The organism is Sphingomonas sp. GW821-FHT03E12 (genome assembly GCF_059420685.1).
The window spans coordinates 77,806-97,293 of sequence record NZ_JBWKUF010000003.1; the positions used below are offsets into that span (position 1 = coordinate 77,806).

13 protein-coding genes are annotated in these 19,488 nt (G+C 63.5%); 6 read left to right on the forward strand and 7 right to left on the reverse strand.

Annotated features, from left to right (window positions below; genetic code table 11):
* Positions 1 to 26: 26 nt before the first annotated feature.
* Complete coding sequence (locus AC07TU_RS09920; RefSeq protein ID WP_495187747.1) at positions 27 to 542, reverse strand: Lrp/AsnC family transcriptional regulator; 516 nt, start codon at positions 540 to 542, stop codon at positions 27 to 29.
* A 296-nt stretch (positions 543 to 838) separates the two neighbouring features.
* Between AC07TU_RS09920 and AC07TU_RS09925 the strand changes: the two genes are divergently transcribed.
* On the forward strand, positions 839 to 3,796 hold the full coding sequence (locus AC07TU_RS09925) for a TonB-dependent receptor plug domain-containing protein (protein WP_495187748.1): 2,958 nt from the start codon (positions 839 to 841) through the stop codon (positions 3,794 to 3,796).
* A 94-nt stretch (positions 3,797 to 3,890) separates the two neighbouring features.
* On the forward strand, positions 3,891 to 5,498 hold the full coding sequence (locus AC07TU_RS09930) for a peptidase dimerization domain-containing protein (RefSeq protein ID WP_495187749.1): 1,608 nt from the start codon (positions 3,891 to 3,893) through the stop codon (positions 5,496 to 5,498).
* Positions 5,499 to 5,570: 72 nt separating this feature from the next.
* Here AC07TU_RS09930 and AC07TU_RS09935 read toward each other — a convergent pair whose 3' ends face one another.
* Entirely contained in the window at positions 5,571 to 7,622 is a 2,052-nt protein-coding gene (locus tag AC07TU_RS09935) for a hypothetical protein (RefSeq protein ID WP_495187750.1), read from the reverse strand.
* Positions 7,623 to 8,179: 557 nt separating this feature from the next.
* Here AC07TU_RS09935 and AC07TU_RS09940 point away from each other — a divergent pair.
* The 3 genes from AC07TU_RS09940 to AC07TU_RS09950 all read left to right on the forward strand — a co-directional run bounded on the left by AC07TU_RS09940 (position 8,180) and on the right by AC07TU_RS09950 (position 11,204).
* Positions 8,180 to 8,569 carry a response regulator gene (locus tag AC07TU_RS09940; RefSeq protein ID WP_495187751.1) on the forward strand — a complete coding sequence of 130 codons (390 nt, stop codon included), beginning with the start codon at positions 8,180 to 8,182 and terminating at the stop codon, positions 8,567 to 8,569.
* Between the two features lie 140 nt (positions 8,570 to 8,709).
* Positions 8,710 to 10,584, forward strand: a complete 1,875-nt coding sequence (locus AC07TU_RS09945; RefSeq protein WP_495188378.1) for a PAS domain S-box protein — start codon at positions 8,710 to 8,712, stop codon at positions 10,582 to 10,584.
* On the forward strand, positions 10,581 to 11,204 hold the full coding sequence (locus tag AC07TU_RS09950) for a response regulator transcription factor (RefSeq protein ID WP_495187752.1): 624 nt from the start codon (positions 10,581 to 10,583) through the stop codon (positions 11,202 to 11,204). Before AC07TU_RS09945 ends, AC07TU_RS09950 begins: the two co-directional genes overlap by 4 nt.
* Positions 11,205 to 11,226: 22 nt before the next feature.
* On the opposite strand, the gene cysN is transcribed toward AC07TU_RS09950, so the two are convergent.
* Both cysN and cysD read right to left on the reverse strand, forming a co-directional pair.
* Positions 11,227 to 13,116: a sulfate adenylyltransferase subunit CysN gene (cysN, locus tag AC07TU_RS09955; protein ID WP_495187753.1), complete on the reverse strand. Its 1,890-nt coding sequence runs from the start codon at positions 13,114 to 13,116 to the stop codon at positions 11,227 to 11,229.
* Positions 13,116 to 14,036 carry a sulfate adenylyltransferase subunit CysD gene (gene cysD, locus AC07TU_RS09960; RefSeq protein ID WP_495187754.1) on the reverse strand — a complete coding sequence of 307 codons (921 nt, stop codon included), beginning with the start codon at positions 14,034 to 14,036 and terminating at the stop codon, positions 13,116 to 13,118. The genes cysN and cysD overlap by 1 nt, the downstream gene beginning before the upstream one ends.
* Positions 14,037 to 14,302: 266 nt before the next feature.
* Between cysD and AC07TU_RS09965 the strand changes: the two genes are divergently transcribed.
* Positions 14,303 to 15,364 carry an NAD-dependent epimerase/dehydratase family protein gene (locus tag AC07TU_RS09965; RefSeq protein WP_495187755.1) on the forward strand — a complete coding sequence of 354 codons (1,062 nt, stop codon included), beginning with the start codon at positions 14,303 to 14,305 and terminating at the stop codon, positions 15,362 to 15,364.
* On the opposite strand, the gene AC07TU_RS09970 is transcribed toward AC07TU_RS09965, so the two are convergent.
* The 3 genes from AC07TU_RS09970 to AC07TU_RS09980 all read right to left on the reverse strand — a co-directional run bounded on the left by AC07TU_RS09970 (position 15,357) and on the right by AC07TU_RS09980 (position 19,354).
* Entirely contained in the window at positions 15,357 to 16,160 is an 804-nt protein-coding gene (locus AC07TU_RS09970) for a Crp/Fnr family transcriptional regulator (RefSeq protein ID WP_495187756.1), read from the reverse strand. The two genes, AC07TU_RS09965 and AC07TU_RS09970, sit on opposite strands and share 8 nt — an antisense overlap.
* A 242-nt stretch (positions 16,161 to 16,402) precedes the next feature.
* A complete protein-coding gene (locus tag AC07TU_RS09975; protein WP_495187757.1) occupies positions 16,403 to 18,421 on the reverse strand; it encodes a hypothetical protein in 2,019 nt (672 codons plus the stop codon).
* A gap of 306 nt (positions 18,422 to 18,727) precedes the next feature.
* The gene (locus AC07TU_RS09980) at positions 18,728 to 19,354 is read right to left on the reverse strand and encodes a response regulator transcription factor (protein ID WP_495187758.1); all 627 of its coding nucleotides are present in this window, start codon (positions 19,352 to 19,354) and stop codon (positions 18,728 to 18,730) included.
* Positions 19,355 to 19,488: the final 134 nt, after the last annotated feature.

Below are 19,488 nucleotides of genomic sequence, written 5' to 3' on the forward strand. Positions count from 1 at the left end.
CCCCTGACAGATGGGGCTTGCCGCGATCAGCGGCGTGGCCCGGTTGTACCTGCCTTTCCGCGTTCGAAGATGATCGGCACGTTCGAACGGCGGGCAACCTCCCTAAGCACGAAGCTGCTCCGGATCCGCGACACGTGCGGAAGGTTGGACAGCTCTTCTCGATAGATCTTGTCGTATTCGTCCAGCGAACTGACGTGGATCAGGATCATGAAATCGGTGTCGCCGGAGACGAATCCGCAGAAGGACACCGACGGGCATTTGACGACTTCGCGCTCGAACTCGACCAGGATCTTCTCCGCCTGGGAGCCGAGCTCGACCATCACCACCACGGTTCCGGCAAGGCCGAGCGCGCTGAGGGAGAGCTTGGCGGTATAGCCCTCGATCACACCGGTTTCTTCCAGAATGCGGCGGCGACGTGCCACCGCCGTACTCGACAGGTTGATCATCTCCCCCAACGCGACGTCGGAGATCCGGCCGTCTTCCGACAGCGCTTTCAAGATTCGATAATCGATCGCGTCGAGCGACTCAGGTTCGATATTCATCACGTGAATCCATAATTGTGTAGAAAATTGAATCAATACCCTTGTTCGCGCCGTGATTTTAGGCACTATCGTCCCGGCGAATCTGTTAAGCTTCATGCCGATCACAGATCGCCGAATGGCTGCGCCGGCACTCGTGCCGGAAGATGGCCGGACAATTTCCGCAGAAGCCCGAACACCAGAACAGTACAGAGAGGATTCCTGGCTGGCCCAATCCAATGAAGATTTGGAGGGCTGTAATGGCTGCGAACAACAATAGAATTCAGGGCGGAAGTAACGGATTTTCACGAAAGTCGCTGATGGGAACCGCTGCGATCCTTGCGATCGCGATGCTCCCCGGTTCGGCATTTGCACAGGACGTGCCGCAGACTGAGGAGGCGGAGCCGGAGGCGTCTACCCCGGAGATCACCGTCACAGGATCGCGCATCGTGCGCGACGGCTATGACGCGCCGACCCCGGTCAGCGTCATCAGCACCAAGGAGCTCAAGGCCGAAGCGCCCGCCAACATCTCCGATTTCGTCAATACGCTTCCTGCGGTGCGCGGCTCGGGTACGGCGGCGAGTTCCAACGGATCGCTGTCGAACGGCGCTGCCGGCATCAACAGCGTGAACTTGCGCAACCTTGGCGCAGCGCGCACGCTGGTGCTGTTCGACGGCCAGCGTTCGGTCGCATCGACCACTACCGGGTCGGTCGACGTCAACACCTTTCCCCAGGCGCTGATTCAACGGGTCGAGGTGGTGACCGGCGGCGCATCCTCCGCCTATGGCTCCGATGCGGTCTCCGGTGTCGTCAACTTCATCCTCGACAAGACCTTCACCGGCTTCAAGACCGAGTATGAGCATGGCGTCACTACCTATGGCGACGGACCGAACCACAAATTCTCCGCAACCGGCGGCGCGAGCTTCGCGGATGGCAAGGGGCATATCCTGCTGTCAGGCGAGTATTTCACGCAGAAGGGCATCCAGTCGATCGATCGCGACTGGAACGACAGCGGTTTCTTCCTGATCAACAACCCGGCCTACAGCACGGCGGTGGGCGGCAATTGCCGGGCGCCCGCGGGCTATGTCGCGGGGACCCCGATCACGGGCTGCGGACCTGAATATTGGGTCGGCGCCAACACCGGCACCGGCCAGTTCACTCCGGGCGGCCTGATCTCGACCGGACCGCTCCGCGGCACCTATTTCGGATCGATCAACCCGGCGACGGGCAAGGCTAGCGTCGGTCAGCTCAACTTCGGCACCACGAGCGGCCAGTGGATGCTGGGCGGCGATCTGGACATCACCACCGCCGGGCACCGCAGCAGCGCGACATTGCTTCCTGCGGAGAAGCGCGTCAGCGGCTTCGGGCGGATCAGCTATGAATTCTCCCCCGCGATCGAGTTGTTCGCGCAGGCGGCGATCAGCCATTATCGCGGCCAGAGCTATTATCAGCAGACGCCGACCGTGGGCGTGACCATCCAGCGCGACAATGCCTTCCTGCCCGATTCAGTGCGCGCGGCGATGGTCACGAACAATCTGCAGACCATCCAGATCGGCACCAGCAACATCTTCCTGCCGCCACAGGGCAGCGACAATGGCCGTCAGGTCCAGCGCTATGTCGTCGGGGGCAGCGGCGAGTTCGCCACCGGCGGGATCACTTGGGACTGGGACGGCTATTATCAGTTCGGCAAGACCGACACGACCGAACTGCTGACCAATGCCTGGCACATCCAGCGCATGGCGAACGCCACTGACGCGGTGGTCGCCGCGGCCGGCAATCCGGGCGGCTATGCGGCGGGGACGATCGTCTGCCGCATCAACGTGGATACCAACGCCGCCAATGACGATCGCGCGTGCGTCCCGCTCAACCGGATCGGCACCGACGGCGCTTCGCCCGAGGCGATCCAGTATGTGCTCTACAACGGGCTTCAGCCGCTGCGCCGCCAGCACCTGAAGCAGCAGGTCGCGGCGCTGAGCTTCTCGACCAACAACCTGTTCCGGCTTCCTGCGGGGCCGGTCAGCCTCGCCTTTGGCGGTGAGTGGCGAAAGGAGGAGGTGACCGGCACCGTTGACGCGCTGTTCCGGCCGATGGTGTCAGGCGGCGTCACCACGGGTACGTGGATCTATGGCAACTATCTGCCGACCGTCGGCAGCTACAATGTGAAGGAGGCGTTCGTCGAAACCATCATCCCGATCTTCAAGGGGATGGATTTCAACGGCGCGGCACGGATCACCGACTATTCGACCTCGGGCAGCGTGGTGACGTGGAAGACCGGCCTGACCTGGCAGATCATCGACGACATCAAGTTCCGCGGCACCATCTCCCGCGACATCCGCGCACCCAATCTGTCCGAACTGTTCGCGCCGGGCACGGGGCGTACCAATACCGTCAACGTGCCTCAGCCGAACGGCACCGTCGCGGCGAACCAGTTCAATGAATCGACAGTGGGCAACTCCGCGCTCGTCCCGGAAGAGGCGTTGACCTACGGTGCGGGCGTGGTGCTGACGCCCAGCTTCATCCCGGGCTTCGCTTTCTCGGCCGACTATTACAAGATCGACCTGAGCGGTGCGATCGACTCGCTGACGGCGCAGACCCTGGTCGATCAATGCTATCTGCAGAACATCGCGACGGCCTGCTCGGCGATCTCGACCACGGGCGGGCGCGGGGTCGTCACGCCAGGCCTTGCGGTGACGAGCATCGAGATCAAGCCGATGAACTTCGTCAGCGTGAAGACGAGCGGCATCGACTTGGAGGCGAGCTATCGCCGCGAGGTCGGGCCGGGCAACCTGACGTTGCGCGCGCTGGCCAGCTATGCCTTTGAGCTGAAGACCGAGAATGGCGTGACGCTGGCGACCGACGCTGCCGGGCAGAATACCGGCGGCCTGCCCGACTGGACCTATCGCTTCTCCGCCGGGTACGACATGGAAAGCGGCTTCTCGGTCCAGGCGATCGCGCGCGGTGTTTCGGGGGGCGTGTACAACAACAACTACATCGTCTGCACCACCAGCTGCCCCCTCTCCACCGCGGACCGGCGGACGGTGAACACCAACTCGATCCCGGGTGCCTTCTACTTCGACCTCAATTTCAACTACCGGTTCGAGGTTTCGAACGCGAAGGCGGAAGTGTTCCTTGCGATCCGCAACATCACCGGCCGTGATCCGGTGCTGGTCGGCAACGGCCCGACCGGCAACAATACGCCCGCCTATCCGCAGACCAACCGCGCACTCTACGACGTGCTCGGCCGCGTGTTCCGCATGGGGTTCAGACTTGCGATCTGAACTTCCCCTTCCACGGGAGGTGCAGCCCTGTGCCTCCCGTGGATTTGTTTCCATAACGTCGATTCAGAACCATCGTTCGATCAGGGAGAATGCCATGTCAGACCTTATGATGTCCAAACTTGCGTTGAAGTCGTTCGTCGCCGCGTTGCTCGTCACCACGCCGATCGCCGGCGCGCACGCCAAGGCATCGGGCGCGCTCAAGAAGGAGGTCGCCGCCGGCGTCGATGCCCGCGCCAAGCTGGTGCAGGAAATGGTCGATTCCGTGTTCAGCTTTCAGGAGCCGGGTTTCCAGGAATTCCAGACGATGGAATATCTGACCGCGATCCTCGAGAAGAACGGCTTCAAGATCGAGAAGGGTGTCGCCGGCATCCCCAGCGCATGGACCGCGACCTGGAGCAATGGTGACGGACCGGTGGTGGCGCTGGGATCGGACGTGGACGGCCTGCTCGGCCTGTCGCAGGTCCCGGGCGTTCCCCAGATCAAGCCGATCATTCCCGGCGCTCCAGGCCATGGCGAGGGACATAATGCCGGCATGTCGCTGATCATCGCCGCGGCGCTCGCCACCAAGGACGTGATGATCAAGAACAACATCAAGGGCAAGCTGATGCTGTGGCCGGGGGTCGCGGAGGAACTGCTGGCGACCAAGGCCTATTATGTCCGCGCGGGGCTGTTCAAGGACGTTGATGTCTCGATCTTCACCCATGTCGCGTCGAGCTTCGGCACCAGCTGGGGCGATTCCGGCAATAACGGCATGGTCTCGGTCGAGTACAACTTCAAAGGCCTGACCAGCCATTCCGCGGGCGCACCCTGGGCCGGGCGCAGCGCGCTCGACGGGGTCGAGCTGATGAATATCGGCTGGAACATGCGGCGTGAGCATCTCCCGCTCACCCAGCGCTCGCACTATGTCATCACCAATGGCGGCAGCCAGCCCAACATCGTGCCGGGCGAAGCGACGGTCTGGTATTATTTCCGCGAGCAGAATTTCGATTCGATTCGCAAGCTGTTCGAAACCGGCAACGAGATTTCGGAGGCCGCGGCCAAGGCAACCGGCACCACCGTTACCCGCCGCATCCTGGGCTATGCCGCGCCCAACCACGCCAACCGGCCGCTGGCCGAGGCGGCGCAGGCGAATATCGAGCTGGTCGGCATGCCCAAATGGTCGGCCGACGACCAGGCCTTCACCAAGGCGGTGCAGGAGGGGCTGAAGTTCAAGGTCGAACCGCTCAAGACCACGGTCGATACGCTTTCCACCCCCGAAACGCGCGGCCGCTCGCTCGGCGGTGGATCGGACGATATCGGCGATATCATGTGGACCGTACCGACGATCACGATCCGCTTCCCGTCGAACATCCCCAGCATGATCGGTCACAACGTCACCGCGGCGATCGCGATGGCGACGCCGGTCGCGCACAAGGGCGCGGTTGCGGGCGCCAAGGCGGTGGCGATGACGGTGCTCGATGCGATGACCACGCCCAAGCTCATCTCCGACGCCAAGGCCTATTTCCGCGACGTCCAGACCAAGGATCAGAAATATGATCCGGTGCTGACCGCTACGGACATGCCGGCGATCCATCTCAACAAGGAGGTGATGGAACGGATGCGGCCTGAGCTCAGCAAATATTATTACGATCCGGCCAAATACCCGACCTATCTCGACCAACTGGGTATCAAGTATCCGACGCTGACGCCGGTCAAGGAATAGGCGCTCTCCGGGTGATCTCATCCCCCCGGCCCGCCGATGCGGGCCGGGGGGCGCTGCCCCGGAGCTCCCCGCTCAATACATCGCCCGGCCGCAATTATAGGCCGGAACCCGGCCGGTGCCCGACCCGATGAAGCCCGAATAGCGCACATCGTCCTGCGCCAGGGCGTTCAGATACTCTTCGATATTGGGATAGCCGTCGCCATCGGCATCGGCATTGGCATCCCAGACATTGGGGTTGGTGTTGGTGAAGCGGCGCTCCCACTCGTCGGGCATGCCGTCATTGTCGGTATCGGTCTTGGCGGCGCCCTGGGTCAGGTTCGCCCAGCCACCGGACTGCGCCACCGTCGAAGTCCAGCTCGACGCGAAGAGATAGGGCGCGCTGTCGCAGGTGCGCAGATCATCGACATAGAGCGCATCGACATTGTCGCGGCACCCGCCGTCGCGGCACAGATCCGCGCCGGCATAGGCCATGACGTCGCGCATCGCCTGTTCGGGGGAGGTGATCTGGCCGGGGTCGAACATCAGCGATCGTCCGGGCGCGATCGCAAAGCTGCTGTCCTGCACGACGCTGAGCCCGCTGCGCGAGCAATCGGCGACGCCCGCGGGCGTGACGGCGCAGATCGTGGTCGGCACGACGTGGGTGATGAAGCCCGCCGCATTGACGAAGGGATCGGTCACGGTCGATCCGAACTGCCCCGCGATACGCGTGCGCGGCGTCACATTGTCGCGCGCATAGACGTTGAAGCCGAAATTGAGCGCGCCGCCGGGCGTGTAGAGGCCGATCAGATAGTTACCGTCGCTGGCGTTGTAGCGCGGCCCGCGCAGGCTGACGTTACCGACATAATTGGCATAGACGCTGCCGAACTGGTTGGAGAGCAGCCCGCTCTCGGCGATGAAATGATAGAGCACATTGTTGAAGATATCGGCCTGGCCGGTGTTGCCCGCCGTTGACGGATTGGTCCCAGCCGCGAGGTTGATCCCGCGCTGCTCGCCATGCTGCGACAGATTGTGCGCAACGGTGACGTTGTTGGCCGGCTTCAGGAAGAAGGTCTTGCAGTGCAACGACGAGCTGTGCCCGGCATTCAGGCAGATATTGGGGCCGATGATCGACCACTGGATCGTGCAGTTGTTGCAGGCGGTATCGAGGCTCTCGTCGGTGCCGAACATCGTCGAGACGTGATCGATGATCTGGTAGCTGGTGTCCTGCAGCCGGATCGGATCGCCATTGTCCGAAGACCGCCCGGGATGCTCGCCCAGCCGGGTGCGGACATGGCGCAGGATCATGTGATCGCCGCCGCGCCGCGTGTCGATCAGTGAATCCACCGGATTGTAGTTGGCGCCGAGCCGGAACTCGATCCCGCCCGGTGAGGTCTGGCCGGCGATATAGATTTTGGGCGTGGTGATCTGCGCCGGTGATTGCAGGATGATCGCGCCGGCTACGTCGAACACGCAATAGCGCGGCCGCCCGGCGGGGATCGCGTAGGGCGTATTTACGGCCAACGCGAGCGCGCACTCGCGATAGCTGATCTTCCCGTCGTTCGGGTTGGCGACGTCGTCGAGCGTGTCGATCTTGTAGACGACGGCATTGGCTGCACGGACCGAGGTATTGCGACCGAATCCGATCGCAGTGGGGAAGGCGAGTGGGTGCAGGGCGCGGTCGGGAATTGCGCCATTGTCGGGATTGGCGAAGGCGGCGGCGGCGCCAGCGGACGGCTGCGAACCCTGTACCGTCACGGTCGCCGAACCTGCGGCCGCGCCCGAGGCGAAGGTGCAGCTCAGCACGTAGTTGGTTGTTGCGCCCGGGCTGACCGTGACGCTTCCGCTGGCGGGCTGGGTGCCGCTGAACGACGCGCCGCCGCTGGCGGTGCAGCTGGTCGCGCCGGAAGAGCTGGTCCAGCTGAGCGTGGTCGATGCGCCTGGCGCGACCGTCGTGGGCGACGCAGTAAGCGTGACGGTTGCCGTCGGGGAAGGCGAGGTTACGGGAGGAGGGGTGGGCGAGGGCGTCACGACGCCGCCGGTGCCGCCGCTTCCGCCTCCGCCGTCACAGCCGGCCAGAAGCAGGACGAGTGTCAGCGCCGCTTGCAACCGAACGGGCCGAACCCGTCGCAGATCGGATCCTGCCATTTTACTTACCCACAACTCTCCGATGCCCCAAAATTGGAGTGCTTCTAAAAGAGCAGCCGGGGCGCCACTAGTTGGCCAAAGGGACAGGGCAGTGTCGCTGCACCTGACTGCAGATGCGCGCGGCGGCGAGTACGCAGAGTCTTCTTTGAGCAAATTCCGGGATTTGGGTCGTCCGATCGTCGGGCAATGCACAACGATCTGCCGGCCATGAAACCCGCAATTCGCGATGAACCGCCCGTTGCGGCGGACAGTCGGCATTGTCTTCGGCAGATACGGGCGCGGGCTGCTACGTATTATTCCTAGTCGCGCGGCCGTGATGGCGGCTTAGAGTGGGCGTGCGATTGCAGTGATCAGCAACGGAACAGATGTGCGGTCGGGGGGCTCCCCTCAACTCTGCATTGTCTGCACTTCGATGCTGGTCCTGCCGCCACCGGGAGCATCCAACTCGAATCCAGGCGTGGTCGATCGCTTTCGGCCACCCGCAGCTGAGGGACGGTCCGGTTGTCTTTGGAGCGTGCGGAAACCGGTTACTTAAGCAACTGAAGGCCTTACACCCTATGGACTCGATCGCCCGGCGCGCGTCTGCGCCGCGTCTTCTGTTAGTCGAGGGCAATGATACCCTGCGGCGCGGCCTGCAATTACTGCTGACCGGGCAGGGGTATCAGGTCCAGGCCTTTTCCAGCGCGGCTCGCGCATTCGCCGACCCTCTGGCGCTCAGCGCGAGCCACCTCGTCATCGATTATATCCTGCCCGAGACCGACGGCGTCGAGACGCTGAACCTTCTTCAACTCTATGGATGGAGCGGTCGAGCGGTGTTGATCACTGCTAGCTATTCGCAAAAACTGCGTCGGGCTGCACTTCGTGCCGGATTTGCTGCAATCCTTCCCAAGCCGTTTCCCGACGCCAATCTACTCGAGGCACTGCACGGTACCCGCGCGGGGAAGTAAATGATCGATTCCGAGACAGATTGGTCTTGTCACGGAATTTGCTCGATTCCGGACATATGTTATGGGGTAGTTGCTGGCCGGTGAACTGGCGCGGACGCGACTATCGTGGCGCCGGTTCCCGACTGTCCGGCGGGGGCCGCATGAAAGCTGAAGGGAAGTCCATCAGCGATCGCATCTGGTTCGGCTACGGATTGGCGATCGTTGCCGTGGCCGCTGCTGCACTCGTGCGTCTTGCGTTCGACCCCTGGGTGCCCGGACGGGGATATTTCCTGTTCTTCGGTGTCGCGGTCCTTGCCACCGGTGCATTTGCCGGGCGCGGACCGGCGGTTGTTTCCGCTGTGCTCTCGATTGCCACCGTGCGGGCATTGGGGTGGTTCTCAGACGAGCTCTTGTCGCCGACGCTGCTGGTCTTCGCACTTGCATCCGGCCTGATCATCTGGATCACGGGGCATGTCCGCTCCCTCCATCGCAAGTCGCAGGAGAGCGAGAAACGGGCCGAACTCCGTGCCGCGCGTGCGGATCAACTGGCCGAGGAACTCAACCTGCTGATCGACGGGGCCAGCGGTTACGGCATCTACATGCTCGATCCACACGGGAATGTGACGATCTGGAACAAGGCGGCCGAGCGCCTGCTGGGCTGGAACGAGGCGGAAGTCGTCGGCCGGCACTTTGCGCTGTTCTACCCCGAGGAGACGGTCGCGGTTGGCCGGCCGCAACTCGATCTTGCCAGTGCGCGCGAGGAGGGGCGGCTTGAGAAGGAAGACTGGCGCGTCCGCAAGAACGGCTCGGAGTTCCTCGCGCACATCACCCTCACCGCGCTCCACGACAAGCGGGGCAAGCTCAAGGGATTTGGCAAGGTCATCCGCGACGTGACCGAGCAGCGTGCCGCCGAGCAGAAGCTGGCTGCCAGCGCTTCGCACCTTCGCTCGATCCTTGCGACCGTCCCCGATGCGATGGTGGTCATCAACGAGACAGGCAAGATCCTCTGGTTCAGCGCTGCCGCCGAACGGCTGTTCGGCTTTACGGAGGCAGAGGTCATCGGCGTAGATGTCAGCTGCCTGATGCCTCCGCACGAGAGCGAGCATCACGGTGACTATATCAGGCGCCACATCACGACGGGCGAGAAGCGCATCATCGGGATTGGACGGACGGTGACCGGACAACGGCGCGACGGCACCATTTTCCCGATCGAACTCGCCGTCGGCGAGGCGATCTCGGACGGCGCGCGCGTGTTCACCGGGTTCATTCGCGATCTGTCCGAGAAGCAGGCGGCCGAGCAGCGGGTCAACGAGCTGCGCTCTGAGCTCGTTCACGCCGGCCGTGTCAGCGTAATGGGAACCATGGCCTCGACGCTTGCCCATGAGCTGAACCAGCCGATCACCGCGGTCGCCACCTTTGTTCGTGGCGTCCGGAACCTGGTGCACGAAGGCAAGGCCGGCGACCGCGCCATGATCGAGAAGGGACTGGACGGCGCCTATGAGGAAGTGCTGCGCGCGGGAGCGATCATCCGGCGCCTGCGCGAATTCGTCGCGCGCGGCGATGTCGACAAGTCGGTCGTCGATCTGGTCAAGCTGGCCGACGAGGCCTCGAAGCTTGCTCTGATCGATGCCCGCGAGAAGGGGATTCGGGCTCAGTTCGAGCTCGACCGGACGGTGCGCCGGGTGCTGGTCGACAAGATCCAGATCCAGCAGGTGCTTATCAACCTGATGCGTAACGCGATGGAAGCGATGAGCCAGTCGCCGGCACGCCTGCTCACCGTTTCGAGCAAACCCGACGAGGACGGCTTTCTGCGGGTGACCGTGGCCGATACGGGACCAGGGGTTGCCCCGGAGATCGCCGCAAATCTGTTTAGCGCTTTCAACAGCACCAAGTGCGACGGCCTGGGTCTCGGCCTGTCGATCTGCCGCACCATTGTCGAGGCGAATGGAGGACGGATCTGGATGGAGCAACGGCCCGAGGGAGGCGCGCGCTTCCACTTTACGCTGATCCGCGCGGATAAGGAGACATCCGAATGACCGACCGGCCTCTGGTTCACGTCATCGATGACGAGGAAAGCATCCGCCGCGGCGCAAGTTTCTTCCTCACGACATCAGGTTATGCCGTGCGCACCTGGGACTCGGGAGTCGGGTTTCTCAAGCACATCGGTCATATCGAGACGGGTTGCATCCTGCTCGACATCGGCATGCCCGAGATGGACGGGCTGGAGGTTCAGCAGAAGCTCAATGCGCGCGGTGTGACGATGCCGGTCATCATGCTGACCGGCCATGGCGATATCGCCATGGCGGTGAAGGCGATGAAGGCGGGCGCCATCGACTTTCTCGAGAAACCGTTCGAGACCGATACGCTGGTGGACGCAATCCGCCGCGCGTTCGAGCGGATTGCCGCGGACAACAAGGTCGCGGATCGGGCGGCCGATGCCGAGACGGTGATCGGCGTGCTGAGCGAGCGGGAGCGCGAGGTGCTGGAGGGGCTTGCGCAAGGTCATCCGAACAAGACCATCGCCTATTATCTCGGCATCTCGCCTCGCACCGTCGAGGTTCACCGGGCCAATATCATGGTGAAACTGCAGACGCGCAGTCTGTCCGGAGCGCTGCGCATCGCCTTCGCGGCAGGCATGGGCGAGGAGCGCGCCTGAACGCGCGCGTGCCGGCGATCGTTCAGGCAAACAGGCCGGCCAGTATCCGGTCGGCGGCTTCGTCTGCGGAACATTGCGTTGTGTCCAGATGCAGTTCGGGCATCAGAGGAGGCTCGTACGGGCTATCGATACCGGTGAAGTTGACGAGCTCGCCGCGTCGGGCCTTCCGATAGAGTCCCTTGACGTCGCGTGCTTCGGCATCGGCAAGCGGCGTATCGACGAAGATCTCCACGAACTCGCCCTCCGGAACCATCGCACGCACCATTTCGCGCTCGGCGCGGAAGGGCGAGATGAACGCGGCGAGCACGATGAGGCCCGCATCCGCCATCAGGGCCGCGACCTCTCCGACACGGCGGATATTCTCGACGCGATCTGCATCGGTAAAGCCGAGGTCCCCGTTCAGCCGGTGCCGCACATTGTCCCCGTCCAGCAGGAAGGTGTGATAGCCGAGCGCATGCAGCTTCTTCTCGACCAGATTGGCGATGGTCGATTTGCCCGCACCCGAAACGCCGGTGAACCACAGAACCCTTGGGGCCTGGGCCTTCATGGCGGCGCGTTGCTCACGGCGGATCTCGAGCGGCTGCCAGTGGACATTGTCAGCGCGGCGCAGCGAGAAATGGAACATTCCGCCCGCCAGGGTACGATGATGCTCGCGATCGATCAGGATGAAGCTGCCGAGCGTGTGACATTCGGCATAGGTGGTGAAGGGAATGGCGCGCTCGAGCCGCAGCGTGACCACCGCGATCTGGTTGCAGTCCAGCGTGCGTGCGCAGGCATTGCCCAGCGTTTCGAGTTCGACCGCATGCTTGATCTGGGTCACTGTCGCTCCGACAGCAGCGCTCGCGGTTTGCAGCAGATAGCGACGCCCCGGGAGCAGGGGAGCCTCATCGAGCCAGACGAGCGACGCTTCGAACTGGTCGGAAACCTGTAGAGGCGTGTCTGCCGCGGCGAGGACATCACCGCGGGCGCAGTCGATATCGTCCGACAGTGTGATCGTCACCGACTGTCCGGCGCGGGCAAGCTCAAGATCGCCGTCCAACGTCACGATTCGTTGAACGCGGGACGTCTTCCCCGAGGGCAGGACGCGGACCCGGTCGTTCGGGCGGACGGTGCCGCTGGGGATCGTGCCGGCCAGCCCGCGGAAGTCCTGATCGGCGCGGTTGACCCATTGCACCGGCATGCGGAACGGCTTCGCCGCATCGGTTTCGACATCGACCTCCACGGTCTCAAGATGCTCGATCAGGGTGGGGCCAGCGTACCAGGGCATCGCTTCGGATCTGGTGACGATATTGTCTCCGTTGCGGCCGGAGATGGGGATGGCCGTGAAGTCGGGGATACCCATCCGCCGTGCGAAGTCGGCATAGTCCGTCATCACGGCTTCGAACTTGCCTTGTTCGTAACCGACCAGATCCATCTTGTTCACCGCGAGCGCGATGTGGCGGATGCCGAGCAGGTGGGCGATGTAGCTATGGCGGCGTGTCTGGGTCAGCACGCCCTTGCGGGCATCGATCAGGATCACGGCGAGGTCGGCGGTCGATGCGCCGGTGACCATGTTGCGGGTATATTGTTCGTGCCCCGGGGTATCCGCGACGATGAACTTGCGTTTCTCGGTCGCGAAGAAGCGATAGGCGACGTCGATGGTGATGCCTTGCTCGCGCTCCGCAGCGAGACCGTCGAGGAGGCTGGCGAAATCGATCCGCTTGCCCCCTGACGCGGTGTCATGCGCTTCGGCTTCCAGGGTAGCGCGCTGGTCCTCGAGCAGCAGCTTCGCATCATAGAGCAGGCGGCCGATCAGCGTGGACTTGCCATCGTCCACCGAGCCGCACGTCAGAAAGCGCAGCAGCGACCGCTCGTGGCGGCGGGCAAGGCAGTCTTCAAGGTTCGACGCGATTACCCGATAGGGCTCGGCCATCAGAAATATCCTTCCTGCTTCTTGCGCTCCATGCTCATGCTGCTCTCCCGGTCGATCGCGCGGCCCTGGCGCTCGCTGGTCGTCGCCGACAGCGTTTCCTGAAGCAGTTCGGCAAGCGTCGTCGCGCTACTCTCCACCGCGCCGGTGAGCGGGTAGCAGCCAAGCGTGCGGAAGCGGATCGAACGCATCACCGGCACCTCGCGATCGGCGAGGGGAAAGCGCGCATCGTCCACCATCAGCAACATGCCGTCGCGCACAACGGTCGGACGGGGAGCCGCGAAATAGAGGGGAACGATCTCGATATTTTCAGCGAGGATATATTGCCAGATGTCGAGTTCGGTCCAGTTGGACAAGGGGAAGATGCGCAGGCTCTGACCCTTGCCGATCCTGGCATTGTACAGCCGCCACAGCTCGGGGCGCTGGTCCCGCGGGTTCCAGCGATGGTCGCGGTCGCGGAAGCTGAAGATCCGTTCCTTGGCCCGGCTCTTTTCCTCGTCGCGGCGAGCGCCGCCGAACGCGGCGTCGAACCCGTGCGCGTCGAGCGCCTGTTTCAGCCCCTGCGTCTTCCACATCTCGGTGTGGAGCTCGCCATGGTCGAACGGGTTGATCCCCCGCGCGAGCGCTTCAGGGTTCCGGTGGACGATCAGCTTCATGCCCGCCGCGGCGGCCGCACGATCCCGGTAGGCGTACATGGCCTGGAACTTCCAGGTCGTGTCGACATGCAGGAGCGGGAAGGGCGGGGTGGCCGGGTAGAAGGCCTTGCGCGCCAGATGCAGCATGACCGCCGAATCCTTGCCCGCCGAGTAGAGCATGACGGGACGCTCCGTCTGGGCAACGACCTCGCGCAGGATATGGATGCTCTCGGCCTCAAGCCGCTCGAGATGCGAGAGTGTTGGCAGCAGCGGCGGCGTAGGACGCATGATATCTTCCGTTGGACGGCTCTGTGTTCGTGACCAGCATGGCGGTTCCGGAGGGCGCTGAGAATTGCCAAGCCCGCTGAGCGGGCGGGGAAGGCGGGGTAGTCCGGAAGTAGCGACACGCCGAAATCGCCGGCCGCGGGAACACTGCTGCGCTGTGCGCCCCTGCTCACCAACAAGGGTCAGCCATTCCCTCCAATGCGCCCCGCACGTGCAGGCTGCGATCCGCTACGCATCGGCCGGGATCGAGTCGCAATCGGAGTCTTGAAATGACTCAATTCCTGATCACGGGCAGCGCCGGCTTTATCGGTTTCCACCTGGCACGGCGGTTGCTCGCCGACGGCCATCGCGTGGTCGGCTTCGATGCGCTCACCAGCTATTACGACCCGGCGCTCAAGCACGCGCGCAACGCCATCCTTCGGGCCTTTCCGGGCTATCATTTCGTCGAGGCTCGGCTTGAGGACCGCGACGCGCTGATGCGCGCGGCCGAGACACGGCCGCCCGCGGTGATCCTGCACCTCGCGGCACAGGCCGGGGTGCGCTACTCGATCGAGGAGCCCGAAACCTATGTGTCGAGCAATTTGACCGGCTCCTGGGCGGTCCTGGAGCTGGCGCGCGCAGTGCGGCCGAGGCATCTGCTGATGGCATCGACCTCGTCGATCTATGGCGCGAACGAGACGATCCCGTTCGGCGAGACTGACCGCGCCGATCATCCGGTGAGCCTCTATGCCGCGACCAAGAAGGGCATGGAGGCGATGGCGCACGCCTATGCCCATCTCTTCGCGATCCCGAGCACGCTGTTCCGTTTCTTCACCGTCTATGGGCCATGGGGACGCCCCGATATGGCGCTGTTCAGGTTCACCAGCGCCATTCGCGCCGGCCGCCCGATCGAGGTCTATGGCAACGGCCAGATGGTGCGGGACTTCACCTATGTCGAAGATCTGGTCGAAGCGATCGTCAGGCTGATCGACGCCGTGCCGGCACAGGGGATGCCGATCAGGGAAAGAGGGGTGGTCGACAGCCTCTCGCCCGTCGCTCCCTACCGCACGGTGAACATCGCGGGGGGGCATCCGGTCGAACTCATGGAGTTCATTCGAACCGTCGAGACCTGTGTCGGGAAGCGCGCGCGGCTGAACTTGCTGCCGATGCAGCCTGGGGATGTGCCGCTGACCAGCGCGGACCCGTCGCTCCTGCGTGCCTTGACCGATTATGTACCGAACACCGGGATCGCAAAGGGCGTTGCTGCCTTTGTGGACTGGTATTGCAGCTATCACGACCTGCCCAGAACCGGTGCGGCGCAGGCAGCCGCGCCGGTCGTTGCCGCTATCTGAACAAGGGCAGATCGCGATCCTCGGGCGCGGGGGGCGTGTCCGCCTCTGGCCCCGGATCGCAACGCGATGCCAGCAACGCGCTGTCCGGGCCGAGCTCGAGATAGTGCGGCCGGAACATCGCGATGCGGGAGAGGCGCGGCAGATCGGAAATCTCGACCACGCGGCGGCGCCATTCGAGCAATCCCGCCGATCGCAGCAACTGTACCGTCCGGTTGACCTGCACGGTGCTGAGGCCCCGCGCATCGCCGAGGTCGCGCTGTCCCATCGGCATGTCGAACGTCGTCCCTCGTGCCAGCCCGGCGCGTGCGGCGCGATAGAGCAATTCGCAGAACAAATGCGCGATCCGCTGGGTTGCACTCAGTCTTCCGAGCGACCGGATCCATTGGCGGTGGATCGCCGCAGTGACCGAGGAGTCCCAGAGCAGCGCTTGCCCGATCGCCGGGAATTGCCGGGCCACTGCGTCGAGTTCGTTCCGGGGTATCAGGGCATAGGAGAGCGCCGAGATCGAGCAGGCGGAATGATCCTGGCGTTCCACGAACTGGCAATCCTGACCCAGGATGTCGCCGGGGAGGAAGAGTTCGACGATCTGCCTCCGGCCATCGGCGAGTTGGTCGTACCGGCATGCCCAGCCGTCAAGGATGATGCGGATCGGCGAAATGGCGTCGCCTTCGACATAGAGATCCTGCCGCGCGGGCAGTCGGCGTGCTTTGCTCTGTACCAACCCGGCAAGCGCTGCCCGTTCCTCCTGCCCCAGTGGCATTTTACAAGCGAACTTGGTGAGGAGCGGATTGAGCACGATAACCTTCGATACAGAATCGCCATAGTGGAACGACCGGACACAGGATCGGGATTTTAACGAATGCTACCAAGCTGTTAATAAGTACTAATCCGTACTATCCTTGTTGCTCTTGCGACCTATTTGCCCAAAGGGCGTCCGGACTTTGTCCGTGCCACGCGCTTCTTTGGAACTTGCCGGAACTTGCCGGTCCTGGCCGGGCGAAGCCGCCGGGGCGCTTGCGCGTGGCGCCCCGGCCGGGGTCAGAACATCGCTCTTCCGCAATTATAGGCTGGCACGTGCCCCGTTCCGAAGCCGACCATGCCGTAGTAGCGGACATCGTCCTGGGCGAGCGCGTTCAGATATTCCTCGATGTTCGGATAGCCGTCGCCATCCGCGTCGTTGTTCGCGTCCCAGACATTGGGGTTGGTGTTGGTGAACCGGCTTTCCCAGTCGTCGGGCATGCCGTCATTGTCGCTGTCGCGTCTGGCGGCACCGGGAGTGATCTGTGCCCAGCCGCCTGCCTCAGCGACGGTCGACGGCCAGTTCGTGGCGAAGAGGTAGGGAGCGGTGTCGCAGCTGCGCACATCCTCCACATACATCTGGTCGACATTGTCGCGGCAGATGCCGTCGCGACAGAGATCGGCGCCGGCGAAGGTGAGGACATCCCTGAGGGCCTGTTCGGCCGATGCGATACGCGTCGGGTCGAACGAGGGCTCGGTCATGCCGGGCATCAGCGCATAGGCGGCGTTCTGCACCGTGGCGAGACCGGTGCGGCTGCAATCCTGTGCGCCGGTGCTGGTGACGCCGCAGATTGAGCCGGGGGTCACGTGCGTGATGAAGCCGGCGGCGTTCTGAAACGGATCCGTCGTCGTCGATCCGAACTGGCCGGCGATCCGGGTACGCGGCGTCACGTTGCCGGAGGAATAGATGTTGAATCCGAACGGATAGCGGGCGCCGTTTCCGTAGAGTCCGATCAGATAGTTGCCGTCGCTGGCATTGTAGCGCGGGCCGCGGAGGTAGGTGTTATTGACATAGTTGGCGTAGACGCTGCCGAACTGGTTCGAGACCAGCCCTGCTTCCGCGATGAAATCGTACAGGATGTTGTTGACCACATCCGCCTGGCCGGTCGCCCCCGCCGTCGCCGGATTGGTGCCGACCGCGATGTTGATGCCGCGCTGCTCGCCATGCTGGGAGAGATTGTGCGCGATCGTCACGCGCGACGCGGGCTTGAGGAAGAAGGTCTTGCAATGCAGCGACGAGGTGTGGCCGGCATTGCGGCAGATGTTCGGTCCGATGATCGACCATTGCACGGTGCAGTCGACGCAGGCCATGTCGAGGCTTTCGTCGGTGCCGAACATCGTCGAGACGTGATCGATGATCTGGTTCCGCGTGCCGGACATGCGGATCGGATCGCCATTCTCCGACGTCCGGCCGACATGCGGACCGGTGCGCGTGCGGACATGGCGCAAGATCATGTTGTTGCCGCCATTGCGGGTGTCGATCAGCGAATCCACCGGGTTGTAGAGGTCGCCGAGCCTGAACTCGATTCCGCCCGGTGACGTCTGCCCGGCGATGTAGATCTGTGGCTGGGTGATGAACGCCGACGACTGGAGAATGATCGCACCCGCGACGTCGAAGACGCAGTAGCGCGGGCGGTTTGCCGGAATATTGTAGGGGCTGGTGACCGGCAGCGCGAGCGCGCATTCCCGGTAGCTGATCTTGCCGTCGCCTGGATTGGCGACGTCCTCCAGCGTGTTGATCTTGTACACCACGGCATTGGGGCTGCGGACGCTGGTGTGTTTTCCGAAACCCGTCGCGGTCGGGAAGGCGAGGGGGTGGCGCGCCCGGTCGGGGATGCCGCCATTGTCGGGGTTCGCGAACGCGCCGGCCGCGCCTGTCGAGGGCGGCGGCGTAGGAGTCGGCGTGACGACTGGCGGCGGCGTCGGGGCCGGCGTCGGACTTGGTGTGATGATGATCCCACCGGTCGTCCGCAGGAGCGATTCATTCACCCAGCCATCGACGCCCTGGCCGAAATCGACTTTCCACCAGCGCTTTCCAAGGCGGATCACCGGCCCCTCGACGATCGTGCCGATGGCACCTCCCTCCTGCATGCCAACGCCCGTCTGAAGATCGCTGCCCATGACGCGGAACTTTGCGGTCAGCTCTACGCCGGCCCCAAGCGTGATCGGGTTGGCGCGCGCGGCGACCATCGCGGTGGCCGCCAATGCGATGGCGGCTACCGTGCCCAGCCCGGCTCCGCGCCTGGAGAAGAATTTCATGATTTGCGCCCCTTGTTGATCAACATTGGGCGCGACTCTGCAGTTTGAATACTGGAAGTATTCAATATATATCTGCCGGTTGCGACCCGATGTTCAGTAAATAGTCATATGTATTTGAGATTGAGATCGTGGCGCTGTCGTCTACCGTGATATCGATTTAAAAAAAATGAATCCTAACCCGAATTTGCCTCTATTCGGCTCGGTGTGGGTTATTTGGATATGGGATATTGTTCTAAAGTGCATGTACTTTAGTTCATGTCGGGGCGATGATTACTTGGTTGCAAGGCAGCGGGCGATCGATTCCGCCTAGGGATAGGCGTTCGCGATTGCGACGACCTGGGTTCGATTGCTCGCGCCGAGTCGGCGCATGAGTTCCTTCACATGCGCTTTCACGGTGCGCTCGGTGACCATCAGGCTCTTCGCGATCTGCCGGTTGGTCATGCCGCGGGAAAGGCCATCAAGGACCTGTCGCTGGCGTCCGGTGAGCATCTCCTCATGGCCGCGATGGGCGCCCGCCGATCGGGTGATCGCCTCGATAAAGGATGGGTCCAACACCGACCCGGGGTAGGTGATCCAGCCGCGGCTGACGATCCGGATCGCATCGAGGGTCAGGTCGAACGACATTTCGGTGCTCAGCAGGCCGGCGACCCCCAGGCGCAGCGCGGTTCGGGCATGCTCGGCGTCGATATGCGTGGTGAGGATCAGGAGGCTGCCTGGCGCCAGCTCGCGCAGCGGCGCGATCATGCTCGAAAGCGTCTGGTGGTCGAAGGCGTCCGAAGCAAGATTCAGCAGCGCCGCCGTGCGCCCGTCGATGCTGCGCAGGATCGTCGCGGCTTCCTCAATGCTTCCGGTGGCGGTCACCGAAGCGACGCCCTGCGCACCCTCCAGCGCCGCCACCAGACAGTCGCGGGTCAGGGATCGGGGATCGATCACCAGCAGATGCAATTCGTCCGAACTGCTCCTGCCCTGGTTCCGCTCTCCGCCTATCGCACGCAGGTTTGCGGTCAACGGTCTGCCTCGTCACACAGGGGTTCTTGGTCTTTGTCTGGCCATTGCGCGGGCGATCC

Coding starts and splice junctions, on each gene's coding strand:
- AC07TU_RS09920 (WP_495187747.1), bottom strand. CDS start 542: ATGAATATCGAACCTGAGTCGCTCGACGCGATCGATTATCGAATCTTG.
- AC07TU_RS09925 (WP_495187748.1), top strand. CDS start 839: ATGGGAACCGCTGCGATCCTTGCGATCGCGATGCTCCCCGGTTCGGCA.
- AC07TU_RS09930 (WP_495187749.1), top strand. CDS start 3,891: ATGTCAGACCTTATGATGTCCAAACTTGCGTTGAAGTCGTTCGTCGCC.
- AC07TU_RS09935 (WP_495187750.1), bottom strand. CDS start 7,622: ATGGCAGGATCCGATCTGCGACGGGTTCGGCCCGTTCGGTTGCAAGCG.
- AC07TU_RS09940 (WP_495187751.1), top strand. CDS start 8,180: ATGGACTCGATCGCCCGGCGCGCGTCTGCGCCGCGTCTTCTGTTAGTC.
- AC07TU_RS09945 (WP_495188378.1), top strand. CDS start 8,710: ATGAAAGCTGAAGGGAAGTCCATCAGCGATCGCATCTGGTTCGGCTAC.
- AC07TU_RS09950 (WP_495187752.1), top strand. CDS start 10,581: ATGACCGACCGGCCTCTGGTTCACGTCATCGATGACGAGGAAAGCATC.
- cysN (WP_495187753.1), bottom strand. CDS start 13,116: ATGGCCGAGCCCTATCGGGTAATCGCGTCGAACCTTGAAGACTGCCTT.
- cysD (WP_495187754.1), bottom strand. CDS start 14,036: ATGCGTCCTACGCCGCCGCTGCTGCCAACACTCTCGCATCTCGAGCGG.
- AC07TU_RS09965 (WP_495187755.1), top strand. CDS start 14,303: ATGACTCAATTCCTGATCACGGGCAGCGCCGGCTTTATCGGTTTCCAC.
- AC07TU_RS09975 (WP_495187757.1), bottom strand. CDS start 18,421: ATGAAATTCTTCTCCAGGCGCGGAGCCGGGCTGGGCACGGTAGCCGCC.